This is a genomic window from Massilia sp. BGA-UO-ETr-WB1 (assembly GCF_059567845.1).
Map to the genome: position 1 here is coordinate 749,770 of NZ_JCAQOT010000023.1, position 17,799 is coordinate 767,568.

General features: G+C 68.5%; 16 protein-coding genes. 5 read left to right on the top strand and 11 right to left on the bottom strand.

The window, feature by feature from the left end; translation table 11 throughout:
* Positions 1–5 precede the first annotated feature (5 nt).
* From AC56DV_RS11780 to AC56DV_RS11815, 8 genes are all read right to left on the bottom strand, one after another.
* On the bottom strand, positions 6–995 hold the full coding sequence (locus AC56DV_RS11780; RefSeq protein WP_496314462.1) for a MerR family transcriptional regulator: 990 nt from the start codon (positions 993–995) through the stop codon (positions 6–8).
* Positions 996–1,199: 204 nt separating this feature from the next.
* Positions 1,200–1,559, bottom strand: coding sequence for a hypothetical protein (locus AC56DV_RS11785; RefSeq protein ID WP_496314463.1), 360 nt, complete (start codon positions 1,557–1,559; stop codon positions 1,200–1,202).
* Positions 1,560–1,574: 15 nt separating this feature from the next.
* Positions 1,575–4,220: a cyanophycin synthetase gene (gene cphA / locus AC56DV_RS11790; RefSeq protein WP_496314464.1), complete on the bottom strand. Its 2,646-nt coding sequence runs from the start codon at positions 4,218–4,220 to the stop codon at positions 1,575–1,577.
* Between the two features lie 3 nt (positions 4,221–4,223).
* Entirely contained in the window at positions 4,224–5,069 is an 846-nt protein-coding gene (locus AC56DV_RS11795) for a cyanophycinase (RefSeq protein WP_496314465.1), read from the bottom strand.
* Positions 5,062–5,274 carry a hypothetical protein gene (locus tag AC56DV_RS11800; RefSeq protein WP_496314466.1) on the bottom strand — a complete coding sequence of 71 codons (213 nt, stop codon included), beginning with the start codon at positions 5,272–5,274 and terminating at the stop codon, positions 5,062–5,064. The genes AC56DV_RS11795 and AC56DV_RS11800 overlap by 8 nt, the downstream gene beginning before the upstream one ends.
* Positions 5,275–5,303: 29 nt before the next feature.
* Positions 5,304–6,320 carry a methyltransferase gene (locus AC56DV_RS11805; protein WP_496314467.1) on the bottom strand — a complete coding sequence of 339 codons (1,017 nt, stop codon included), beginning with the start codon at positions 6,318–6,320 and terminating at the stop codon, positions 5,304–5,306.
* Entirely contained in the window at positions 6,307–7,761 is a 1,455-nt protein-coding gene (locus tag AC56DV_RS11810; protein ID WP_496314468.1) for an iron-containing redox enzyme family protein, read from the bottom strand. The genes AC56DV_RS11805 and AC56DV_RS11810 overlap by 14 nt, the downstream gene beginning before the upstream one ends.
* A gap of 126 nt (positions 7,762–7,887) precedes the next feature.
* On the bottom strand, positions 7,888–8,406 hold the full coding sequence (locus tag AC56DV_RS11815) for an Lrp/AsnC ligand binding domain-containing protein (protein ID WP_494984774.1): 519 nt from the start codon (positions 8,404–8,406) through the stop codon (positions 7,888–7,890).
* Positions 8,407–8,519: 113 nt separating this feature from the next.
* Here AC56DV_RS11815 and hppD point away from each other — a divergent pair, with 113 nt between their 5' ends.
* Entirely contained in the window at positions 8,520–9,614 is a 1,095-nt protein-coding gene (gene hppD, locus AC56DV_RS11820) for a 4-hydroxyphenylpyruvate dioxygenase (protein ID WP_496314469.1), read from the top strand.
* A 367-nt stretch (positions 9,615–9,981) separates the two neighbouring features.
* Entirely contained in the window at positions 9,982–12,738 is a 2,757-nt protein-coding gene (locus AC56DV_RS11825) for a TonB-dependent receptor (RefSeq protein WP_496314470.1), read from the top strand.
* A 21-nt stretch (positions 12,739–12,759) separates the two neighbouring features.
* Here AC56DV_RS11825 and AC56DV_RS11830 read toward each other — a convergent pair whose 3' ends face one another.
* Together AC56DV_RS11830 and AC56DV_RS11835 are read right to left on the bottom strand one after the other, a co-directional pair.
* On the bottom strand, positions 12,760–13,371 hold the full coding sequence (locus AC56DV_RS11830) for a pyridoxamine 5'-phosphate oxidase family protein (RefSeq protein WP_496314471.1): 612 nt from the start codon (positions 13,369–13,371) through the stop codon (positions 12,760–12,762).
* A gap of 2 nt (positions 13,372–13,373) precedes the next feature.
* The gene (locus AC56DV_RS11835) at positions 13,374–14,399 is read right to left on the bottom strand and encodes a ribonuclease T2 family protein (RefSeq protein ID WP_496314472.1); all 1,026 of its coding nucleotides are present in this window, start codon (positions 14,397–14,399) and stop codon (positions 13,374–13,376) included.
* A 328-nt stretch (positions 14,400–14,727) separates the two neighbouring features.
* Between AC56DV_RS11835 and AC56DV_RS11840 the strand changes: the two genes are divergently transcribed.
* The 3 genes from AC56DV_RS11840 to AC56DV_RS11850 are packed head-to-tail and all read left to right on the top strand — an operon-like array spanning position 14,728 to position 17,539.
* Positions 14,728–15,567: a phospholipase gene (locus AC56DV_RS11840; protein WP_496314473.1), complete on the top strand. Its 840-nt coding sequence runs from the start codon at positions 14,728–14,730 to the stop codon at positions 15,565–15,567.
* A complete protein-coding gene (locus AC56DV_RS11845; RefSeq protein WP_496314474.1) occupies positions 15,567–16,952 on the top strand; it encodes a peptidylprolyl isomerase in 1,386 nt (461 codons plus the stop codon). The genes AC56DV_RS11840 and AC56DV_RS11845 overlap by 1 nt, the downstream gene beginning before the upstream one ends.
* Positions 16,949–17,539 (top strand): hypothetical protein, encoded by a 591-nt coding sequence (locus AC56DV_RS11850; RefSeq protein WP_496314475.1) that lies wholly within the window; start codon positions 16,949–16,951, stop codon positions 17,537–17,539. Before AC56DV_RS11845 ends, AC56DV_RS11850 begins: the two co-directional genes overlap by 4 nt.
* Here the strand turns inward: AC56DV_RS11850 and AC56DV_RS11855 are convergent.
* Complete coding sequence (locus AC56DV_RS11855) at positions 17,536–17,712, bottom strand: hypothetical protein (RefSeq protein WP_496314476.1); 177 nt, start codon at positions 17,710–17,712, stop codon at positions 17,536–17,538. The two genes, AC56DV_RS11850 and AC56DV_RS11855, sit on opposite strands and share 4 nt — an antisense overlap.
* Between the last annotated feature and the right edge of the window lie 87 nt (positions 17,713–17,799).

A 17,799-nucleotide genomic window follows, 5' to 3' on the forward strand; every position in this document is an offset into this window, starting at 1 on the left:
CTGCGCTAGCCGTCCAGCGACGCCGGCAGCGGCAGGCCGTCGGCGCGCGCCAGCCGTTCCAGCGCCGTTTCCAGCAGCACGCGCGCCTGCCCGGCGGAATTGCTCAGTTCCCGGTGCAGCGCGGCGTCGTCCGCGTTGCGCGAGGCGCACTGCTGGCTGTAGCGCTCGAAACTGCCCAGCATCATCAGGATGTCGGCCAGGTGGCGCGGGCATTCGCAGTTGATGCTGTTCGGCGCGCTGGCCAGGATGGCGAGCGCCTGCTCGTCCAGGCGGCGCGGCGCGGCCGGCGGCGTGGCCGGCAGCGCCGCCTGCAGCGGCAGCCCGGCCAGCGCGGAACTGCACAGCAGCGCCACTTCGGCCGGGTCGGCCGGCACGCGCGCCACCAGGCAGCCTTGTTCGCGCAGGCGCCGCACGGTGGCGCTGTCGCAGAAGCGGTACATCACCACCAGCGCGGCGCCGGGCGCAGCAGCGCGCGCGGCGGCGATCAGCGGCACGGTGTCGGCCGACATTTCGGACGATTCGATCAGCAGCACGTCGGCGGCCACCCCGGGCAGGGCGGCCGGCACGGCGTCCAGCGTGGCGCAGGTGTGGACGATGTCCAGCGCCGGCTCGGTGCGTACGGCGGCCAGGCGGCGCGCCATGGCGGCGCCCACCACGGCCACCCTAAGCGGCGCGGCGGCGCCTTCGCGCGCCAGCTCGGGCGGCGGCGGCAGCGTGCGCGTCATGGCGGCCAGTTCCTCGAAGGGCAGGGCGGCGACGGTGCCGATCGGATGGCCCAGGTCCACCACGCGCTTGAGCAAGCCAAGGCGGCGCACCTGCTCGGCCGAATATAGGCGCTGGCCGTGCGGCGAGCGGTCCGCGCCGGACACGCTGTAGCGGCGCTCCCACACGCGCAGCGTCTCCACCGGCAGCCCGGCCAGCCGCGCCGCCACGCCGCTGCGGTACGCGCCCCTGGTTTCGGCATCGGTCTTGGAATCTGCCTTCTTGTCTGCCACGTTCTGCCTCTTGCTTTGGATATCGTTCCGGATTCTAGCAGGCCGGGTCGGCCGGCGGGAGAGGCGCGGCATTGTGTGCCCGATTGTGTGCCGGGCTGCGCTCCAGGATCATCCGGTGCAGCTGCACGAAGTCGATCGGCTTGGTCAGGTGCAGGCCGAAGCCGGCAGCGGCCGCCGCTGCTGCCGTCCATGCTGCCGGGGCGCTCAGCCGCCCTTGGGCGTGTCGCGGCCGGGCCGGTCGTCGGCGAGTTGGCCGGCGCCGCTGTCGACCGGCATGCCGGAGCCGCGCGTGCCGCGCTCGCCCCTGGTGGGGCCGCTTTCCGGCGCCCCGGTGCGGGCCGACTGCTCGGATTGGGCGGACTGGCCGTGGCGTTGCGACGAGAAGTCGGCCGCGCCCCGGTCCACTGTCGTGCGGCCCTCCTCGGTGGACGGCATGCCGCCGCGCTGCGGCGTGATGACGTTGTTGGCCGGGTGCCCGTTGGCCACGTTGCCCGCAGCGCTTTGCTGCGAGTTGCGCGGATCGGCGCCGCTGAGGTCTTTCTCGCTTTGCTTGTTGTTTCCCATGATGTTTCTCCTGATTTAATGTGCGATGTCGGCGGCGATGGACTGCGCCGTTTCCGGGTCGCTCTCGCGCAGCGCGTCGGCCAGCACCGCCAGCGAAGTGCCGCAGGCAAACGCCAGCACGTCGCCCGCCTGGCACAGCGCCAGGCCCTGCCGCAGCGCGTCCGCCGCGTCCAGGCGGCAGTGCACGCGGCGGCCCTTGGCCATGCCGGACAGGGCGCCGGCCGACAGCAGCCCGGCCGTTTCGCCCAGCGGGCGGCCACGCCCCTCGGCTTCATACACTACCACTTCGTCGAAAGCGGCGCCGCAGGCCTGGCCCACGGCCAGCAGGTCTTCGTCGCGGCGGTCTCCCGGCGCGGTGACCACGGCCACGATGCTGCGGCCCGACAGGCCGCGCGCCATGCGCGCCAGCGCGGCATAGGCGGCCGGGTTGTGGGCGTAGTCCACCACCACCTGCACGCCGCGCACATTGAACACGTTGGAGCGCAGCGGGTTGTTCCTGCCGTTGGAGACGAAGGTGGCCAGGCCCGCCGCGATTTGCGCGTCGCTGAAGCCGGCCGCCATCAGGGCCGCCGCCGAGGCCAGCGCGTTGGCGATGCTGTAGCGCGCGTGGCCGCCCAGCGCGGACGGCATTTCGGCCGCCCACAGCAGGTGGTGGCGGCGCGTGCCGTCGGCCAGCACCAGGGCGCCGTCCTGCAGGTACGCGGCGCGGCCGCCTTGCTCCAGGTGCCGCAGCAGCAGCGCGTTGTCGGCGTCCAGCGCGAACCAGATCAATTCGGCGCCGCTGCGGCGCTGCTCGGCCATGGCTGCGCACAGCGGGTCTTCCGCGTTCAGCACCAGCGCGCGCCATGCCGAGCGGGCCACCACGGCTTTCACCTCGGCCAGCTGCTGCAGCGTGTCCACGCCGTCCAGCCCCAGGTGGTCGGCCGTCACGTTGAGCACAATCGCCACGTCGCAGCGGTCGAACGCCAGGCCGCGCTTGAGAATGCCGCCGCGCGCCGTCTCCAGCAGCCCGATGTCCACCTCCGGCGCGGCCAGCACGCTGCGCGCGGACCAGTAGCCGCTGCAGTCGCCCTTGACGATGCGCTTGCCGTCGATGAACACGCCCTCGGTGGTGGTGGTGCCGGGGCAGCGGCCGGCCAGCCGCGCGGCGTGGTCCAGCATCAGGGTGGTGGTGGTCTTGCCGTTGGTGCCGGTGACGGCGATCAGCGGGATGCGGCCGTCGCCGTCGCCGTACATGGCGTCGACGATGGCGCCGGCCGCGTCGCGCGGCGTGCCGGCGCTGGGATAGTGGTGCATGCGGATGCCGGGCGCGGCGTTCACTTCAATGACGGCGCCGCCCTGTTCGCGCAGCGGCTGCGCGATGTCGGCGCACACCAGGTCGATGCCGGCCACCTCCAGCCCCACCTTGCGCGCGGCGCGCACGCACAGCTCGCGCGTTTCCTCGGGCAGCAGGCCGGTCACGTCTTCTGCGGTGCCGCCGCTGGACAGGTTGGCGTTGCCCCGCAAGAGCACCAGCGCGCCGTCCGGCGGCACGGAATCCCATGTGTAGCCCTGCCTGCGCAGTTCGGTCTCGGCCGGGCCGTCGAGCGGAATGGTGCTCAGGATGTTGCTGTGCCCCTCGCCGCGCGCCGGATTGCGGTTCTCCTGCTCCACCAATGCGCGCACGGTGGCGGCGCCGTCGCCGGTGACGCTGGGCGGGCGGCGCCGCGCGGCGGCCGCCACGCGCGTGCCGGCCACCAGCACGCGGTAGTCGTGACCCTCGATGTGGCGCTCCACGATGACCTGGCGGCCGTGCTGGCGCGCCAGCTCGAAGGCCTGCGCCACTTCCTCCGGCGTGGCGCAGGCCGTGCTCACGCCGCGCCCGTGGTTGCCGTCCAGCGGTTTCACGGTGACGCGGCCCTGCAGCCGCGCGGCGGCGCGCTGCGCTTCCTCGGCGCTGCGCACCACGGCGCCTTGCGGCACCGGCACGCCGGCCTCCTTGAGCAGCGCCTTGGTGAGCTGCTTGTCGCTGGCCACGCCCACGGCCACGTGGCTGGTGTCGCCGGTGATGGTGGCATGCAGCCGCTTCTGCCTGGCGCCCCAGCCCAGCTGGAACAGGTTGGCCTGGTCGGACAGGCGCCAGAAGGGAATGCCGCGCTTGACGGCGGCGTCCAGCACGGCGCCGGTGCTGGTGCCGATGGCGTAGCGTTCGGCGGTGGCGCGCAGCGATTCCAGCGCCGCTTCCAGGTCGTACGGCTGGCCGGCCGCCAGCGCGCGCGCCAGGGCCATCGCCTCGTCCACGGCCTGGCAGGCCAGCTGCTCGATTTCATAGGCGCACACCACGCGGTAGCGGGTGCCCGGCTGGCCGGGCGGATGCTCGGCCGGGCGGGTGCGGCCAAAGCCGACGCTGGGGCCGGCCAGGCACTGCAGCACAATGGCGGTGTGCTCGACCACGTGCGCCAGGCTGGTGCCGCCGCGCAGGCATTGCACGAAGCCGCTGTACTGGCCCAGCGAGCAGCGGTGCTCGTGCAGGTCCGGCAGCAGCTCCAGCAGGCGCCCGCTGAAGCCCGGCAGCTGGTCGGTGGGCGTGTCCAGCTGCTCCAGGTCGAGCAGGGTCAGGACCGATGGCCTGTTGGAGTATAGATTGGGTCCGCGCAGGATGCGTTGTTCGATGATTTTCATGGCTTAATCTTTATGGCTGGGGTTTTTTCCGGTCAGTGTGCATAACAAGTCGTGCAGCGCCGGGGGCGCGTCGTTCAGGGTGTGGCGGCAGCCGGCCGGCAGCAGGTGCAGCAGCACGCCCAGCATCTCCGGCGTGCGGTGCGGGCGGATGTCGGCGATATTGCTGCTCATGCCGCGGCCGTCGAGCACCGTCACCGCGCCTTCGCCCAGCACTTCGATGCTCTCGCCGGGCGTGACCAGCAAGGCGGTGTCCTCGTCGATGCCGATGCCCAGCAGCTGCGGGTTCTGCGCCACCACGGACAGCAGCCGCGCCAGCCGGTGGCGCTCGGAAAAATGCTGGTCGATCACCACCCGCTGCAGCAGGCTGAATCCGGCGCCCAGGCTGACGGCGCCTTTCTCGGGCAGCAGTTCGGCGTGCCCTTTGGCCAGCATCAGCGCCGACATGGCCGAGGCGCCCGCGCTGGTGCCGGCCAGGCAGGCGCCGCGCCCGGCACGCGCGGCGTGGATGGCGCGCTCCAGCGCGGTGCCGCCCAGGCAGGCAAGCAGCCGTTTCTGGTCGCCGCCGCTGATGAAGATGCCATCCGCCGCCGCCACCGCATCGGCCAGCGCGGCGTCCTCGGCCTCGGCGCGGCTGGCCGTGTGGATGTGGCGGCAGTGCTGCGCGCCGAGGGCCGCGAAGGCCTGCGCGTAGCTTGGCCACACGCGCTCGGGCACCGTGCTGGCGGCTGTCAGCACGACGATGCGCGCGCCCGGGCCGCCCGCCAGCTCCAAGAAGCGGCGCAGCACCACCATGGTGTTGTCGCGGTCCTCGTGGCCGCCGATGACGAGCAAGGCGGCGGGCCTAATCATGTTGCACCTGCGCCCAAGGCATGTCGCGGTTGCTGCGCGCGCCGGCGTTGTAGCTGCCCTCGTCTTCCAGCGCCGCCACCGCTGCGATGGCGGCGGCCTGGGTGGACACGCCCAGTTGGCCGCGCCCGCGCTGTGCGGCTTCGATGCAGCCGTGTTCCAGTTCCTTGCCGGCGCCGCCGTGCACCACCAGGGTGGGGTTTGCCAAGTCCATACTCATAATGCGACCCCTGCTTTTCAGTTCTTGATGACCGTCAGCCAGACGGCGGCGATGCGGTCGGCGGCGGCGTAGGCCGGCAAAGCCAGTTCTTCGCCAAAGACGTCCGGGTCGATTTCCTCGTAGCGCCAGGTGCACGCGGCGGCGTCCAGCAGCGGCGCGGCGCGGCGCAGCAGCACGTCGTTCCCGTCGACGATGGCCACGCCGGTGTAGAGCATCAGCGCGCCGCCCGGGTTCAGGCGCTGCAGCGCCGCTGCCACGATGCGCACCGCCAGCCCTTCGCCCAGTTCGCCCCCGCCGTGGCGGTAGCTGCGCTGCGCGGCGTCCAGCAGGTAGGGCGGGTTGGCGGTGATCAGGTCGAAGCCGCCCTCCACGGCGCCCAGCAGGTCGCTGATGACGGCTTGCACATTGCGCGCGCCCGCCAGTTCGGCATTGACCTGCGTCAGCTCCAGCGCGTCGCGGTTGATGTCGATGGCCAGCACCTGGGCCTGCGGGTAGCGTCCGGCCAGCGCGATGGCGGCCGGTCCCGCGCCGCAGCACAAATCGGCGATGCGGCGCGGCGGCGGCGCCCCGGCGCTGTCGCGCACCGCCGTCTCGCTGCGCAACGCCCGGATGTAGCGGTAGGTATCCGGGCCGAAGAAGACGGAACCGGTGTCGCTGGTGGGGTAGGCGCTATGGAAGTACAGCTGGTCGTCCAGCGTGGAGCAGCGCAGCGCGCTGCGCAGGCGGCCGGTGTTGGCATCGCCGTCCGGCGCCGGCAGGGCAATGCCGCTGCGCTCCATCATCTCGGCCACGTGGTCCGGCACCGCCGCATCCGCATCCGCACCCGCACCCGCTGCAGCGCGCGTCGCATAAGGCCTGCTCCAGCCGAACACGCCGCCCAGCGAGGCCGCTGCCGCGCCCGGGTCGCGCGCCACCACGCGCTCGTGGGTGCACGGCGTGACGGTTGTGAAGCGGTAGCCGGCGGCCTTCAGAGCGTGGCCCAGCTGCACCAGCGCGACCGTGTCCAGGCGGCGGCCATCGTCACGCGCCGGCATGGAGCCGCCTGAACATGCGGGTCGCCATCAGCCCGGCGGGGCTGTGGTGGTGCATCGGCGACATCAGCGGAATCAGTGTCTCCAGCGCCTCGTTGCGGCCCGACGATGCCAGCTGCGCTTCCAGCTGGCGCAGTTCGCAGCCCTGCCACGCTTGCCCGTCGCCTTCATAGCGGTGCCGTATCAGCCCGCGCGGCGGCCCGGGGGCGATGCGGCCGGCGGCGCCATCGTCTTCCAGGCTGCGGCGCTGGGCGCGGTAGCTGGCAACGCGCTGCCCGACGGCCTGCCCATCGGGCCCGGTGCATATCCAGTCGTGCAGCAGCTGCTGTTCATAGGCGGTGAACACGCCGAACATCTCGGCCCGCTCGCCATTCACCAGGCGCCAGAATCGGCTGTGCTCCGGCGCCTGGCCGCGCCGTATCCAGCCTTGCTGCTCCAGCTGGCGCAGAAAATCGGGCACCTGTTCCGGATCGGCCAGCCATTCATTGACGGTGCGCCCGCCCACGCGGCAGTAGTCCGAGTGCATATTGGCCCCCACCCCGGCTTTGGCGGCCAGCATGGCGGCCACTTCCTCGTCCAGGTCGAAGCTGTCGATGATGGACAGCGTGCCTGTGCCGAGTTCGTTGAGCCGCATGCCCGCGCGCAGGCGCTGCAGGAAGGCCGGCTTGTCGGCGCTGCGCGCCAGCGCGCCCCGCATCGCCTGCAGGGCGGTGCTGGCGTGGCCGGTGGCGGCGTTGTCCACCGTGACGTGCAAGGTGAAGTAGTAGGGATCGATTCCCAGCTCATTCAGTTCGTAGGCGGTGATCAGCAGGTGCAGCGGCAGCTGTTCGTAGCCCAGGTTGAAGCCGATCAGCTCCGGCAGGAAGTCGCCGCCGCAATGGGCGAAGGCGAGCTGGATGGCGCCCTGGGTGTAATAGCCGGCGCCGAGCTGCTGCCAGTCGGCGATGCCGTGCGAGGCCAGCAGGTTTTTATATAGCAGCACATGGTTCTTGTGCGGCACGCCGTTGCCCAGCTCTTCCAGGTAGATGGTGATGAGCGGGTGCAGGTGCTCGTCGCGCCAGCGCTGCAGCATGGGGTAAAGCCAGGCGCCGTCCACCAGCTTGGTGGGCGCGGCGCCGCGCAGGAAGTGCAGCGCGTGGGCCTGGCCGCTGAAGTAACGGCGCGGCGCGCCCTGCCTGCGCGCGGTCAGGTAGTCGTGGTATTGCAGGCCGACGCGGGCCGCATTGGCGGCCACCCACATGGAAGCGTCGGACGGATCGTCCGGAAAATCGCAGGGCATGGCTGCCGCCAGGCCGAGTTGCTGTTCGAGGAAATGGCGCGCGGCCTGGCGCTGGGCCGCGCTTTCGCCGCCCTCGGCCAGCAGCCCATACAGCGCTTTCGCGTCGGCCGGCTGCAGCGCGGCAGCCGGGATGGCTGCTGCGGCGTTGTCTATGCTGATGTTCATGTCTGTCCTTACCCTGTATGAATACGTCGTGAGTAAGGCCAGTATGGGAGTCAGCCCGCACCGTCTTGAAGGGGAGCACGTGCCGTGCTCTTGTAAGACGGTGCCGACAGGGGCGTAGGGCTGCGGCTACTGCGCGAAATGCACCCGCATCTTGGACGGGCGCGGCTGGGCGATATGGTCCAGCGGCAGCTCCGTCACCTGCTTGACCTTTTTCAGCGAAATGTTCGACTTCACGTTGGTCACGCCGGGAATGCGCAGCAGGTGGTTCATCATGAACTCCGAAAACGAGGCCAGGTCGTGCGACACCACGCGGATCACGTAGTCCGCCTCGCCGGTCACGGAAAAGCACTCCAGCACTTCGGGCAGGTCGCTGACCGCTTGCTCGAAGGTGTCGCCCCAGGCGGTGCCGTGGCGGTCCAGCGTCACGTGGACGAAGGCCATCACGCCCAGGCCCACCACCAGCGGATCCAGCATGGCGGCGTAATGGTCGATCACGCGCGCTTCTTCCAGCCGCTGGATGCGGCGGCTCACCTGCGAGGTGGACAGGTGCACTTTCTCGCCGATGGCGCTGTTGGTGGCGCGGCCGTCGCGCTGCAATTCGGCCAGCAGGGCCAGGTCGTGCCGGTCTACGCTGATGGTACTCATAAATCCCCTTGTTCGTGCACAGTTTGTGCGTAACCTACGCATTAATGTGCACATTATGAACGAAACGTTCGCCGGGAATGGATAAGATTTCTCTATTACTTGAGGAGATCAGCATGACTTTGGAATTGTGGGACAACCCGATGGGTACGGATGGTTTCGAGTTCATCGAATACGCGGCGCCGGACCCGGTCGCCATGGGCAAAACCTTTGAAGCCATGGGCTTCACGGCCATCGCCAAACACCGCTGCAAGAACGTGACCCTGTACCGCCAGGGCGAAATCAACTTCATCATCAACGCCGAGCCGGATTCGTTCGCGCAGCGCTTCGCGCGCCAGCACGGCCCGTCCGTGTGCGCCATCGCCTTCCGCGTGCAGGACGCGGGCAAAGCGTACCGCCGCGCGCTGGAACTGGGCGCCTGGGGCTTCGGCGGCCAGCCCGGCCCGATGGAGCTGAACATCCCCGCCATCAAGGGCATCGGCGATTCGCTGATCTACCTGGTGGACCGCTGGAAGGGCAAGAACGGCGCCACGCCTGGCGCCATCGGCGACATCAGCATCTACGACGCGGACTTTGAAGCCATCCCCGGCGCCAACCCGAACCCGGTCGGCCACGGCCTGACCTATATCGACCACCTGACGCACAATGTGCACCGCGGCCGCATGGCGGAGTGGGTCAGCTTCTACGAGACGCTGTTCAACTTCCGCGAAATCCGCTACTTCGACATCGAAGGCCAGGTCACCGGCGTGAAGTCGAAAGCCATGACCAGCCCGTGCGGCAAGCTGCGCATCCCGATCAATGAAGAGGGCACCGACCGCCCGGGCCAGATCACCGAATACCTGAACATGTACAACGGCGAAGGCATCCAGCACATCGCCATGGGCAGCGGCGACCTGTACGCCACCGTGGACGCGCTGCGCGCCAGCGGCATCAATCTGCTCGACACCATCGACACCTACTACGAGCTGGTGGACCGCCGCATTCCCGGCCACGGCGAATCGCTGGCGGAACTGAAGAAGCGCAAGATCCTGGTCGACGGCGCGCCGGGCGACCTGCTGCTGCAGATCTTCTCGGAAAACCAGCTCGGTCCCGTGTTCTTCGAATTCATCCAGCGCAAGGGCAACCAGGGCTTCGGCGAAGGCAATTTCAAGGCGCTGTTCGAATCCATCGAACTGGACCAGATGCGCCGGGGCGTGCTCGAAGCCGTATAAGGTTTTCCTGGCAGGGCGGGGCGCATCGCCTTGCGGGCGGTCGCCTCGTTTCTCCCATTTTTGTCTCTTTTTGCCTCGCCTTTTCTTCGGGCGGTGAGCAGCTAGCCCCGAGCGGCAATCATCCTCCACGGGAAAGCGAGGCAAAACGAGGCAATGCGCGCAGAAGCGGGACGTCTACGCCTCGTCAGGTAGCCGCGGGCTGCCCATCTGTGCCGTAGTTATATGTTTTCGGAATACTGTTTCACAAAGAAACGATTGGTTTGCAATTGCTTAGCTACGTAGGATGCAATGTAGCAGGCAAAACAATAAACCGACGAGAGAAACAGGTACTACCAAGTTCCTTACATATAACGATCGGAGACAAAACATGCCTAACAACAATATACGTAAAACCGTATTGGCGGCGCTCATCGCCGAAATGCTGACGTCCGTCTGCGCCTCGGCGCAAACGGCGGCGGAAGCCGTGGACGCCGGCCCCAAGGTCATCGTCAGCGGCATCCGCGCCTCGCTGTCGTCGTCCCTGACGACCAAGCGCATGCAGGACGGCGTGGTGGACGCCGTGTCCGCCGAAGACGCCGGCAAATTCCCGGACACGAACATCGCCGAATCGCTGCAGCGCGTGACCGGCGTGCAGATCCAGCGCAACAACGGCGAAGGGCGCTACATCTCGGTGCGCGGCCTGGGCCCGGAGTTCAACAACGTGCTGGTGAACGGCCGCACCATGACCAGCGACACCGGCGGCCGCGAGTTTTCCTTCGACCTGCTGTCGTCCGACCTGATCTCGAAAGCGCTGGTCTACAAGACCTCCCAGCCCTTCCTGCCCGAGGGCGGCATCGGCTCCACGGTGGACATCCAGACCGCGCGCCCGCTGTCCGGCAAGACCGGCCATACCTCGGTGCTCAGCGTGTCGGACGCCTGGGATTCCAACTCCAGGAAGCACACGCCCAATGCCAGCGGCATGTACTCCTTCGCCAACGCCGACCGCAGCTTCGGCGTCACCAGCTCCCTGTCCTACACCGACCGCGCGTCGAAGCAGAACAAGGCCGTCACCGACGCCTGGAACTACCGCGACGTCAACATGATCAACGGCGACCTCAATTCCAAGGGATTGACGATGGCCGACGTCACCACCAAGAAGCTGTACATCCCGCAGAGCTACGGCTTCCAGCAGGAGAACGAAACCCGCAAGCGCCTGGTCGGCAACCTGACGCTGCAATACAATCCATCGCCAACCTGGAAGCTGACCGCCGACGCCCTGTACTCGCGCCTCGACCAGGAAAACGCGGTGATCGCCTTCAGCGACTGGAACAACCCGCAGCAGCTGGGCGTCAAATACGACTCCAACGACCAGATCACCAGTTTCCTGCGGCCCGGTTCCACCTTCTTCGCCAACAATCCGGCCATCGCCGGCAGCGGCAAGCTGCTGGGCGAGGCCAATTCCAACGACATGATCGTCAAGGGCGGCGACCGCCTGTCGACCACGCGCGCGTTCGGCCTGAACTCGAAATGGGCGCTGGCGCCGGAATGGAAGCTGGAAGGCGACATATCGAGTTCGCGCACCAACTCCAGGTCGCCGGACATGTGGATCGTGGCCGGCATGGTGCCGAAGAACGGCGACGTGCTGACCTTCAACGGCACCCCCAGCATCACTTTCGGCGACGGCATTGCCGACCCCACCGCCGTGCGCGCCCACGCCGTGGCCTTCGGCGACATCCGCAATACCGACAAGCTGCATGAAGGCCGCCTGAACCTGGGCTGGAACCACGAACTGGGCTACTTCAAGGGCATCGACACCGGCGTGGCCTACTCGCAGCGCAGCGTGGGCCGCAGCCAATGGAACAGCGACTCGTGGAACGCCTTCAGCGGCTACCACGTGTCGCTGCCGTCGTCGCTGTTCACGGTCACGCCGATGGACAAGTTCATGGGCGCCGACGTGAAGATGCCGGACGCCTACCTGAGCTTCGACCCCTACGCCTACATGAACTACCTGAACCAGCCGGCGCTGCTGGCGCAGTCGAACGACCCGGCGCTGTACTCGGACAAGACCAAGTACCCGAACGGCCCGATGGCGATCGACTACACCAAGCCGAACATGTGGGGCGTGAAGGAGAAGGTATCGAGCTTCTTCGTGGACTCGAAATGGGAAGGCGAGGGCTGGTCCGCCAACGCCGGCGTGCGCGTGGTGCACGTGAACTCGGCCTCCACCGGCATCAGCCGCACCTTGCTGTCGGCCACCAAGAGCCCCAACGACACCACCTATATCCTGAACTACGGCCCGGCCACCACCACCACGGTGAGCAACAGCTATAACAGCGTGCTGCCGTCGGCCAACCTGAAATTCGAACTGACCAGCGACATGCTGCTGCGCCTGGGCGCCTCCAAGACCGAAACCCGTCCCACCCTGAACCAGATGGGCGTGGACAACTGGTACGGCGGGCGCTTCGGCGACGTGCAGACCGGCGGCGGCAACCCCTACCTGAAGCCGATGGAGTCGAAGAACTTCGACGTGTCGTATGAATGGTATCTGTCGAAGACCAACTACGTCAGCGCGGCGCTGTTCCAGAAGAAGGTCTCCAACTTCCTGGAAACCCAGCTGGTGGACATGCGGATACCGCAATACAGCGAAGTGGTGCACGACACGCGCATCCGCAACGGGCAATCGGGCAAGATCAAGGGCCTGGAGCTGGCCGGCCAGTACGCCTTCGACAGCGCCATCCCGTGGCTGCAGGGTTTCGGCGTGGCCGCCAACTACACCTACGTGGACGCGGAGGCCACCCGCAACGGCGGCCCGTCGGCCTGCGGCTACCCCGGGTTGTCGCCGCAGTCCTACAACGGCTCGATCTTCTATGAGAACAGCAAGTTCTCGGCCCGCGTGAGCTACAACTGGCGCAACCACTTCTCGGTGGACTGCGGCGGCGGCAGCACCATGCCGCGCAACCGCGCCGCCTACGGCCAGACCGACGCCAGCCTGCGCTACAACATCACGCCGTCGCTGGCGCTGTATGTCGACGCCATCAACCTGGGCAACTCGCGCATGCACGAGTACGCGCTGAACGAGACCCAGTTCCTGACGCTGGAAGACGTGGGCCGCCGCGTCAACGCCGGCTTGCGGATGGCGTTCTAAAGGGTGGGGCTGCGGCCCCGCTTAGTAGAGCGTGCTGCGCTGGCGCGCCGGGAGGGCCTGGTCGTAGGCTGCGCCGTCGATGCCGCCCCTGGTGAGCGCCGTCAGCATGGCGCCGGCCGACGGCACCGCGCCTGCGGGCCGGGGGGCGGCGGCATCCCATAGCCCGGAGCGCAGGATGGCGCGCGCGCACTGGAAGTAGGCCGCGTCCACCTTGATCTCGATCACGCATTTCGGCTCGCGCCCGTCCACCGCGAAGCGCCGCAGCAGCTCCGGCGTTATCAGGATGCGGGCCTTGCCGTTCACGCGCAGCGTTTCGCCCACCCCGGGTATCAGGAACAGCAGCGCCACGCGCGGGTCGGCGATGATGTTGCGCAGGCTGTCGGCGCGGTTGTTGCCGCGCCGTTCCGGCAGCAGCAGCGTGTGCTCGTCCTCGACGGCGATAAAGCCCGGTGCGTCGCCGCGCGGCGAGGCGTCCAGGCCGCCCGGCCCGCTGGTGGCCAGCATCGCGAAGGGCGAAGCCTCGATCAGCGCCCGGTAGTGCGGATGCACGAAGGGCACTTCCTTTAGCCGCGAGGGCGCGGCGACTTCGCCCAGCAGCGCCTCAAGCTGGGACAGGCTGCTGACCACATCCATCCTCAATTCCTCCCGCTGGCTTCAACCCGGATCTCGCTGCCGCAGCGCGAAGTTTGCGGACCCTGGCCGGGCGTGGCGCCCACCAGTCCGGCCAGCCCCTTGTCCACGCTGAAGTCCAGCGGCAGCTGCACGCGGATCTCCTGCAGGTAGCTCTGGCCGGCGCACACCAGCATCACGCGGCTGGCGGCCGCTTCACCGTACTTGCTGCGCAGCGTGGCGAAGAACTTGTCGGCATTGAAGGAGCCGCCGATGTTCTTCAGGATCTGCTCGCCGATCACGGAGCCGTTCACCAGCTGCACCGCGGCGACGGCCTTGGTGAAGTAGGCGTCCGGGTCCAGCGACTGGCAGCTGCCATGCTTGTTCCATTCGTATTTGCCGAAGCTGTTCTCGTAGTAGAAGTTCGGCATCCACGGCGCAATCTGCGCCACCGTTTCCTTCTTCAGCGCGAAGGGCTTGCCGTCGCAATTGCCGTAGCTGGTGCCGCAGGCCTTCTTGTTCGGCCACAGGCCGTGCAGCGTGAGGTTGGACACCACCAGGCTGCCCTTGTCCATGGCGGCGCATTCGGGCTTGCCGGCGGTGCGCGGCGTGTGCTCGCAGAAGCCGGGCTGCCAGCTCATGGCCAGCAGGTAGCTGTCCTGCTGGTTGGCGGTGGAGCACATTTCGCGTTTATTGCCTGGGCTGTCCTGCGGGCCGTCCTGGCCGCCGGGGGCCGATGGCGCTGCGGGGACGCCGCCCAGCGACGCCGTGCCGCAGTCGCGCGCCACCCAGCGCAGCGGCGGCGAGGCGCCCGGCACTTCCACCCGCAGCCGTTCATAGTTGCCCGGCTTGTTCACCTCGCGCACCTCGTAGGTGCTGCCCGGCTTGAGCTGCACTGCGCCCGGATTGGTGCCCTTGGCGAAGGAGGCAAAAGCCTCGCAGGCCTTGCTGGCCGTGAAGCTGCCGCTGGCGGTTTCGCTGGCCAGCGCCGGCAGCTGGAGCGCCGGCAGCAGGGTAATCAGGCATGCGCCCAGGACTGTGGTTTTTTGCATCGTTATCTCCGGCGTTTCATCTTGGCGTCACATGATAAAGCTAGATTGTGGCGCTGTTGCAAATATTTGTTTAACAATGATTCTTTAGAGTAACGTTTCTAAACTTGCATGATAGCCTCGATAGCCTAAAAATCCAGGAGTAGACATGAAATTCGCATTGACCGCCGCAACCCTGGCCTTGGCCGCGCTGACCGCCGCGCCCGCGCAGGCCTGGCAGCAGGAAACCCACCGCCGCATCGTGATCGACGCCGTCAATTACATGTAGGCCAATCCCGGCACCACCAACTACGCAAAGCTGGCGGCGGGCGTCACCCGCGCCGGCTACACGATGGACCAGTTTGCGCAGGCGCTGGGCCAGGGCGCATACGACGTGGACGATTTCGCCGACACCTATCTGTGCGGCGCCTCCACCGGCAGCTGCCAGCTGGCGCCGGTATGGGGCGCGGGCGCCAGCATCGTCAAGTACACCTCGTACTGGCACTTCCAGAACCACACGGCGGGCCGGGACGTGCACGGCAATCCCTTCGGCGGCTACAACTACGCCAAGCTGACCGTGGCGGGCGACATCGACAACATGGCCGCCAGCTGGCTGTACGGCGACTACCTGGACGACGGCGCCGGCGGCCTGAAAGGCTGGTTCGGCGACAGCAGCAAGTACAACAGCTACGGCATCACGGAAGCGCGCTACCGCCTGGGCGGCGCCTCCACCGCGCAGCAGTACGCGGACTTTGAAACCATGCCCTTCCAGCCTATCGACAACCTGGGCCAGTACTGGTTCCAGCAGTTCCTGGCGCAGCCGACCGCGCAAACGCTGGGCTTCGTGCTGCACACCACGGACCTGCTGCAGCCGCACCATACCTGGGCTACTTCCGCGCACGACCATTCCGGCTGGGAGCAGTGGGTGCAGGACTATTACGACGGCGAGCGCCTGAACGACGCGGCGCTGGTGGCGGGGGCGCTGGCGGACTTCACGCCGGTGGGCGCGACGGCGGTCGATATCCGCCCGCTGCTGACGCAGGGCGGCACCTACTCGTACGCCAACGGCGGCATCGTGCTGTCGTCCAACGACCACGCGGACCGCCGCCGCGTGGCGCAGCAGATGATCCCGCACTCCATCGCCATGGTGGTCCACGTGCTGAACCGCGCCGCCGAGCGCCTGGCGAATTGATGGCGCGGTGGACCCTGGCGGCGGCGCTATGGCTGGCCGCCGCGCAGCCGGCCATGGCGTCGGTGGGCTTCCAGCTTTCGGATCCGGCGCTGGCCGCGCGCGTGGACAACGCGCCGCTGCACGCCTTCACGGTGGAGACGCTGTGGCGCCAGGCCCGCGCCCGCGATCCGAAGGCGGCCCGCACCGCCACGCTGGAAACGCTGGTTGCGGACCGCCTGCTGGCGGCCGCCGCTCGCAAAGCCCATGGCGACGCGCTGCAAAGCGGCCGCGCCGTCGCTTTCGCGCCCGACGTGGCGCTGGACGACCAGCTGGCCGCCACCCTGCGCACGCACTATGGCAAAGAACTGGAAGAGGCCATGCAGCGCCTGCCCGGCGGCGGCCTCGACGGCCTGGTCACCGCCGTCCCGGCATTGGACGGCGCCGCGCTGGACGCCTTGTTCGGCGCGCCGGCCGGCGGCCTGCTGCGGCTTGAGCTGGCCTTGAGCGCGGAGCAGCAGGAGCGCGCCCGCGCCATCCCGGTGCTGCGCTACCGCCTGCCCAACGCGCCGGGCGGCGTGTTGACGCTGTACGACGTCTACCATCGCCAGAACGTGCAGGGCAGGGTGGCGCTGCAGGGCCGCCAGCCCGGCTACATCCGCGAGCAGGCGAAGCTGGCGCTGGGCGTGCTGTACGCGCAGCACTGGGCGCGCCGGCAGTTCGGCGAAGCGGCGGTGGACGATCTGCGCCGCGCGCTGGCCGACGCGGAAACCGTGGCGGCGGTCCAGCGCCTGCACGGCATCGGCGCCGACACGCATGCCGACAGCAGCCTGCTCGACAGGTTGGCCGCCCAGACCAGCGCAGCCGAAGTGCAAGCCTATTACCGCGCGCACAAGGACGAATTCGTGCGCATTGAAAAGGTGAAGGCGCGCCATATCCGCCTGGCGGACGAACAGACCGCGCAAACCGTCCACAACGCGCTGCGCGGCGGCGGCAGTTTCGCCGCGCTGGCCCGCCAGCACTCGCGCGCGCCCGACGCGGCCGCAGGCGGGGACCTGGGCTGGGTCAGGCACGAAGGCAAACCGGACTGGCTGGCGCAGCTGGTGTTCACCCAGCCGGAGGGCGTGCCGTCGCGACCCATCCGCGCGCCGGTGGGGCCGAACGACAGCGCCTATTGGGAGATCGTGCTGGCCGAGCAGCGCGTGCAGGGCCACCAGCCGCCGGATTCGGAATCCGTGCGCTACATCGCCAGCCGCGCCGTCGCGCGCGAGAAGGCGGTGGCGCAACTGGCCGCGCTGCGCGCCCGCTTGCTGAAGGAGGCGCGCATTGAAATCAACCGCCGCAGCCTCGATCAGCCGCTGCAGCAGCTGCAGCAACTGCAACAACAGCAGCCGGAGCGTCCGGCATGAAGCGGCCTGCCGCCACGGGCGCGCTGGCGCTGGCCGCAGCGCTGGGTGTATTGGGTTGGTGGCTAAGGCCGGGCGCCGATGCGGCCCCCAACGTTCCGGCGGCGCTGCACGCATCGGGCATAGGCCGGGCCGCCGCGCTGGACGGCGCAGCCGGCGGGCAGGGCAGGCAATGGCTGTCCGACGCGCCGGGGGACGGGAAGGGCGGGGAGGAAGGGACGGATCTGCAGCGCGTGCCGTTGCTGCCGGTGGAGGACAGGCAGTCCGCCTGGCTCAGCATGGCCAACGCGCGCCAGCATGGCGACTCCCGTACGCCGCCGCTGCAGCGCGACGAGGCGCCGCGAGCCGCACCGGATGCGACCCTGCTGGCCGACCCTGAAGCCTATGCGCAATACCAGCGCAGCCAGCACAAGCAGCTATTGGGAGCCTACGCCAGCGCCGCCGGCGCCGAATTGCCCCGCCTGCGCGCCGACGTGGAGCGCGGTCGCGCAGCGGGCGTGCCGGCTGCGGAAATGGCGAAGCTTGAGCAAAAAATCCGCCTGATCGAGCAGCAGCGCGCGGCGGCCCAGCAGGCGCAGCGCACACCTTAGAAGGCCTGCGCTGCCTGTGCGGCGGAGATGCGGCGCTTGACTTCGTTGCGGTACTTTTGCTTGGCAACGGCCTTCTTCACCGCCTCCATCTCGATATTCGAGCGCTTGATGCGCGCTTTCTCTTCCTTGCTGCGTTGCTGGGCAACGTCCTTGTTGCCGATGCGGTTGGTCATGTTGCTCTCCTCTGGTTGGTGAATCGGTCCGCCCAGCATGCCGCAGCGCACGCTTGCCATCCGTACGTTGACGCACATCCGGCAACT

Bases quoted from the DNA above. Each gene is read 5' to 3' on its own strand.
- AC56DV_RS11785 (WP_496314463.1), bottom strand. From the start codon at position 1,559: ATGGGAAACAACAAGCAAAGCGAGAAAGACCTCAGCGGCGCCGATCCG.
- cphA (WP_496314464.1), bottom strand. From the start codon at position 4,220: ATGAAAATCATCGAACAACGCATCCTGCGCGGACCCAATCTATACTCC.
- AC56DV_RS11795 (WP_496314465.1), bottom strand. From the start codon at position 5,069: ATGATTAGGCCCGCCGCCTTGCTCGTCATCGGCGGCCACGAGGACCGC.
- AC56DV_RS11805 (WP_496314467.1), bottom strand. From the start codon at position 6,320: ATGCCGGCGCGTGACGATGGCCGCCGCCTGGACACGGTCGCGCTGGTG.
- AC56DV_RS11810 (WP_496314468.1), bottom strand. From the start codon at position 7,761: ATGAACATCAGCATAGACAACGCCGCAGCAGCCATCCCGGCTGCCGCG.
- AC56DV_RS11815 (WP_494984774.1), bottom strand. From the start codon at position 8,406: ATGAGTACCATCAGCGTAGACCGGCACGACCTGGCCCTGCTGGCCGAA.
- hppD (WP_496314469.1), top strand. From the start codon at position 8,520: ATGACTTTGGAATTGTGGGACAACCCGATGGGTACGGATGGTTTCGAG.
- AC56DV_RS11825 (WP_496314470.1), top strand. From the start codon at position 9,982: ATGCCTAACAACAATATACGTAAAACCGTATTGGCGGCGCTCATCGCC.
- AC56DV_RS11830 (WP_496314471.1), bottom strand. From the start codon at position 13,371: ATGGATGTGGTCAGCAGCCTGTCCCAGCTTGAGGCGCTGCTGGGCGAA.
- AC56DV_RS11835 (WP_496314472.1), bottom strand. From the start codon at position 14,399: ATGCAAAAAACCACAGTCCTGGGCGCATGCCTGATTACCCTGCTGCCG.
- AC56DV_RS11840 (WP_496314473.1), top strand. From the start codon at position 14,728: ATGGACCAGTTTGCGCAGGCGCTGGGCCAGGGCGCATACGACGTGGAC.
- AC56DV_RS11845 (WP_496314474.1), top strand. From the start codon at position 15,567: ATGGCGCGGTGGACCCTGGCGGCGGCGCTATGGCTGGCCGCCGCGCAG.
- AC56DV_RS11850 (WP_496314475.1), top strand. From the start codon at position 16,949: ATGAAGCGGCCTGCCGCCACGGGCGCGCTGGCGCTGGCCGCAGCGCTG.
- AC56DV_RS11855 (WP_496314476.1), bottom strand. From the start codon at position 17,712: ATGACCAACCGCATCGGCAACAAGGACGTTGCCCAGCAACGCAGCAAG.